The sequence below is a fragment of the Lunatimonas sp. genome, assembly GCF_020832325.1.
Lineage (GTDB): Bacteria > Bacteroidota > Bacteroidia > Cytophagales > Cyclobacteriaceae > Lunatimonas.
This window is the reverse complement of the sequence record NZ_JAFIEU010000052.1, coordinates 1-4,304: the sequence shown is the minus strand read 5'-3', so window position 1 is coordinate 4,304 and position 4,304 is coordinate 1. Positions and strand designations below refer to the sequence as shown.

Sequence of the window (4,304 nt, the reverse complement as noted above, 5' to 3'; positions counted from 1 at the left end):
AGTCGAATCTCTTAAGGACTATCTTGTTTCCCATAAGGATGAACTAATAACAACCATATTGCGGGGCGAGTACCGCCCCAATCCTGTTCGCAGGGTAGAGATACCCAAGGACAACGGTCAGAACCGGCAATTGGGCATACCGAAGTTGCTTTCATACTACTTTATTACAGTTAGTTGTCGGTATGTTTTTGCTATAACAAATATAAGGATGGATTCCATATTCCGTCCTGATTGATGGGGTGTTTAAACAGAATAAATGCCTGTCCCCTGGAAGTTTAGTGACTTATTGCCAAAAGCCAATAATTACAGCCCTATGCCGGCGACATCCTTGAACTTGCTTTGTAGGAGTTTTCGATCATCTGACGCAGTTCAGCTGCTTTGGTTGGCGGTATTTCAACCAGTATTTGGTTTTTAAGTTTTCTGGACTGGACATATTTTCTGTTTACCCAGTAGTAGACCATGTGTTTTGATACGCTGAATATTTTCATTGTTTCGGCAACCGTGAACTCATATTCATCCCGGATCAGCGGCCTGTCTATCTTGTGTTTGAATCTGATCCATTCGACCATATCCTTGGTAAAAGGTTTGCCTGTAGCACTTAATTTACCTTCACTGTTGAGTATGTCAACCGTTTTACAGTCATCCCCGTGAAGTAGGGTGAGTTTGCGGACCCGGTCTACCATCGCTTCGGGATAGCGGATGTTGTCAAATACATTTTGGGGAAGCGGTACGGTAAACTGCTGTAGCTGGCCTGTCTGCCAGCGGAGGTTGAATGCCAATGTTTTGGCTTCGGCATCCCTTGTTACGGTAATGTCGCTGACCAGGAGCCTTACTATACGCTTTTTATCCTTTACATTGGAAGTTTTTTTCCAGAGATCGGGAATACGGGAGGCGAGATCAGTTATTTCTTTTTTTCTGGAAGCGGGGAACTCCCTCTCCTGTTTGGCCATATATTCCCCGTGTTCCTTTTCGGCATCAGCGAGTTTTTCCAGTTCGATGTTCCAGCTCTTTTCCAATGAAGCGGCAACAAGCCTGTTGGCGGGATCTACCTGTTCAAACCTTCTCCGCGCAAGATCAGCCCGGTATTGACAACGCTGGATGTTCATCTCCCCCTGTCTGTTTAGCGTGGTATTGCGCTTTTCAATCTGGTTTAAAGCATTGATGGCAATGGATAGGTTGGCGGGCGTAAGCACACCGACAACCATCTTCCCGACAACCGGGTCGGCAAGGGAAGCTTTAAAGCTGAAGCAGGGACTGTGGGTAACCCCCTGCCGCTTTCTCCAGTTGCATTCGTAGGTGGGCGTACATTTGCCGTTCATGGTGTAACGGACAGTCATTCTCCGGCCACAAACGCCACAGTAAACCAGGCCCTGCAACAGGGTCATTCCTTCCCGCGGAGGGCCGCCAAGGATGTTGTCGGGGTTTTTTGTTTTGTTCATCCGGGCCTGTGCCCTGTTGTTTTCAAAGTCCTGAAAGGAAATGTAGCCGCAATGGTGGTCTTTGATCATCACCGGCCATTCTTCCATGGGGATCAGACGCTGCTTGGTAACAATCTCCCCGTGCCCGTTGATGGACTTGAAGCTTTTGTGCCTGCCCCATGCATATACCCCCGCATAAAACGGATTGCCAAGAACGGAGATTATCCTTTCATAGGTTACTTTCCCCCAGACCAGTTTTCCTTTCCATCCGCCGCCGTAAGCTCTTTTTGGGAACGCGATGTTGTTCCTGCCAAAATGCTGAATTACGGCATAGGCACTTTGCTTTTCGCGGTACAGATCGAATATCATCTGGATAACATGGCACACCTGTGCATCCGGATCGAAAGTGATATTGCCGTCCGGGTCGTGCGCATATCCTACGGGTAAGGGGAAGCGGAGTTCACCTTTCTTTGCCTTGTTGATCTTTGCCCCGTACAGGCGGGCCCTTATTAGATGAAGTTCCGCCTGTGACATGGTGCCCTTCAGCCCTAGCAGGAGCTGGTCGTTGAATTCCGATGGGTCGTAGCAGCCGTCCTGATCGATTATCAGGGTTTTGGTAAGGGAGCAAAGTTCCAACAAGCGGTTCCAGTCGGCGGAACTTCTGGACAGCCGGGAGGCCTCCAGTACAAATATCGCCCCCACTTTGTCCATGGATACTTCCGCCACTATTGTTTTGAAGTCTTCCCGTCCCGCGGTATTGCTGCCCGAACGGCCAAGGTCCCCGTCCAGGGTCCGGACCATGGACGGGTTCCATCCATAGTCGGTGGCTTTCTGCCGCAGCGCATACTGGCGCTCGGTGCTCTCCCTGTGGTGCATCACCTGGTGCATGGTCGATTGGCGCAGGTACACAAAGGCTGTTTTCTGTAGGTGGTGTGATTGGATCTTGCTGTTCATGGTCATTGATGTTTAAGTCATATTGAAATTGGATATCTGTATGCAGGCAACAATCCTGTAACAGGTTTGCGAATAGTATTCCCAGTTCTTCTATTTTATCCGATATGTCAATGACCGGCAGATCCATCTTTTCCCCTTTACAGTTCCTCCCTCCGTTTTAGTATCTCCCGGTTTATCATGCAGATCTGCTCGAGGATTTCCTTGAGCCGTTGGTAGTTGGAGACGTATTCCTTTATCTGTGCCACATATTCAAGTGGGATATAGTCATTCTCCGGTTTTCGCTTGGGAAAATTGACCGTCATGGAGTGCTTGGGCCCGTGGCCCCTTCCCGTGGCACATTTACATCCGGGCTTTCCGCATTTTTTATAGCTCTCTATGAGGGAGCCCCGGAGGATTTTTCCGTCAAGGGCCGCAAGCTGTCCGATCAGATCCTGCCTGTTTTTTCTGAGCTCACTGGTTGGTATTGTCATTATAAATCGGGTTACTTATTTAAGTAGTCCGAAAATAGCTATTAAATATCGGAAAAGAAATTATTGATCAGTTTTTTTTACCATATCGCAAAGAGCCGAGAGAGCCTTGAGAGAGATAAATTCTCCCGGGCCACTTAATGGGGGAGGCTCTGACAAGAAATAATCTGTCCAGTCTGCCTGTATGCCGAAGCTGCCACAGTCAGTTCCCCGGAGTGACAGGGTCAGTTTTCCGGCGCATTTCCTGATTTTCAGGATCTGGAATTCTTGGTTGTACTGCGGATGGAAAGGATGGGTTATTTTCACAGATCCCAACTCCTGTCTGTGAAGGAGTGCAGTTAAGAAGGGTGTTTCCCACAGTAGTAGACAGGGTAGTACAACAAGCCATTGCCCAAATACTCACACCTCTATATGAACCTCAGTTTAGCGAACATAGCTACGGGTTCAGGCCAAAGCGTAATGCCCACCAGGCACTCAAGAAATGCAGAGACTACATCACGGAAGGTCATGGTTATGCAGTCGACTTGGACTTGGAGAAGTTCTTCGACAAAGTAAACCATAGTAAGCTGATAGAAGTACTTTCCCGCACAGTTGAGGACGGCCGGGTAGTATCCCTGATACACAAATACCTCAATGCCGGAGTGCAGGTAGGTTGTAACTTTGAGGCCAGTGGGATGGGTGTTCCCCAAGGAGGGCCATTAAGCCCACTCCTGAGCAACATCATGCTCGATGAACTGGACAAGGAGTTAGAACGCAGAGGGCACAAGTTTGTACGGTACGCAGATGACATGGTCATCTTGTGTAAGAGCAAGCGAAGCGCAGAGCGTGTAATGGGTTCGATTATCCACTTTATTGAGGGTAAGTTGTTTTTGAAAGTGAACAGAGAGAAAAGCCAAGTCGCTCCTATATCCAAGGTGAAATTCCTTGGTTATTCGTTTTACAATCCGAAAGGGGAGGGCAGGCTGCGGATACACCCCAAAAGTGTATCAAAGATGAAGGCGAAGTTAAAAGAGCTGACATCACGCAGCAATGGCTGGGGCAACGACCGCAGGAAGGAGTCCCTTCGGCAATACATTATTGGCTGGGTGAATTACTTCAAACTGGCAGATATGCAAAACCTGCTACTAAGAACAGATGAATGGTATAGGAGAAGAATCAGGATGGTCATCTGGAAACAATGGAAACGGATAAGGACCAAATTGACGAATCTTGTCAGGCTTGGGGTGAAGAAAGCCAAGGCTTGGGAGTGGGCAAACACTAGGAAGGGTTATTGGCACATAGCCAATAGTTTTATCCTGAATACCACTATAACCACGGACAGACTTAGGCAAGCAGGATATGTGTTCTTATCAGATTACTACCAAAAGGTTAGAGTCAAAACTTAAAGAACCGCCCTGTACCGAACGGTACGCAGGGTGGTGTGAGAGGACAGATAGGGAACTAATCCCTATCTTCCTACTCGATT

Annotated in this window: 4 protein-coding genes and 1 pseudogene; 2 read left to right on the top strand and 3 right to left on the bottom strand. The window is 48.1% G+C overall.

Annotated elements, in window-relative coordinates; all coding sequences use genetic code 11:
* Positions 1-235: pseudogene (locus tag JJU34_RS21655) on the top strand (hypothetical protein); the annotation flags it as partial.
* A 76-nt stretch (positions 236-311) separates the two neighbouring features.
* On the opposite strand, the gene JJU34_RS21650 reads toward JJU34_RS21655, so the two are convergent.
* The 3 genes from JJU34_RS21650 to JJU34_RS21900 form a co-directional block, all read right to left on the bottom strand.
* A complete protein-coding gene (locus JJU34_RS21650; RefSeq protein WP_228694516.1) occupies positions 312-2,372 on the bottom strand; it encodes a recombinase family protein in 2,061 nt (686 codons plus the stop codon).
* A 137-nt stretch (positions 2,373-2,509) separates the two neighbouring features.
* Positions 2,510-2,842 (bottom strand): DUF6788 family protein, encoded by a 333-nt coding sequence (locus tag JJU34_RS21645; protein ID WP_228694515.1) that lies wholly within the window; start codon positions 2,840-2,842, stop codon positions 2,510-2,512.
* 60 nt (positions 2,843-2,902) lie between these two features.
* On the bottom strand, positions 2,903-3,145 hold the full coding sequence (locus JJU34_RS21900) for a DUF5372 family protein (protein ID WP_366512735.1): 243 nt from the start codon (positions 3,143-3,145) through the stop codon (positions 2,903-2,905).
* A gap of 26 nt (positions 3,146-3,171) precedes the next feature.
* Here JJU34_RS21900 and ltrA point away from each other — a divergent pair, with 26 nt between their 5' ends.
* A complete protein-coding gene (gene ltrA / locus JJU34_RS21640) occupies positions 3,172-4,224 on the top strand; it encodes a group II intron reverse transcriptase/maturase (protein WP_228694514.1) in 1,053 nt (350 codons plus the stop codon).
* The last annotated feature ends 80 nt before the right edge of the window (positions 4,225-4,304 follow it).

What these genes read in the sequence shown, in the direction of transcription:
- JJU34_RS21650 (WP_228694516.1), bottom strand. Translation starts at nt 2,372, where the DNA reads ATGAACAGCAAGATCCAATCACACCACCTACAGAAAACAGCCTTTGTG.
- JJU34_RS21645 (WP_228694515.1), bottom strand. Translation starts at nt 2,842, where the DNA reads ATGACAATACCAACCAGTGAGCTCAGAAAAAACAGGCAGGATCTGATC.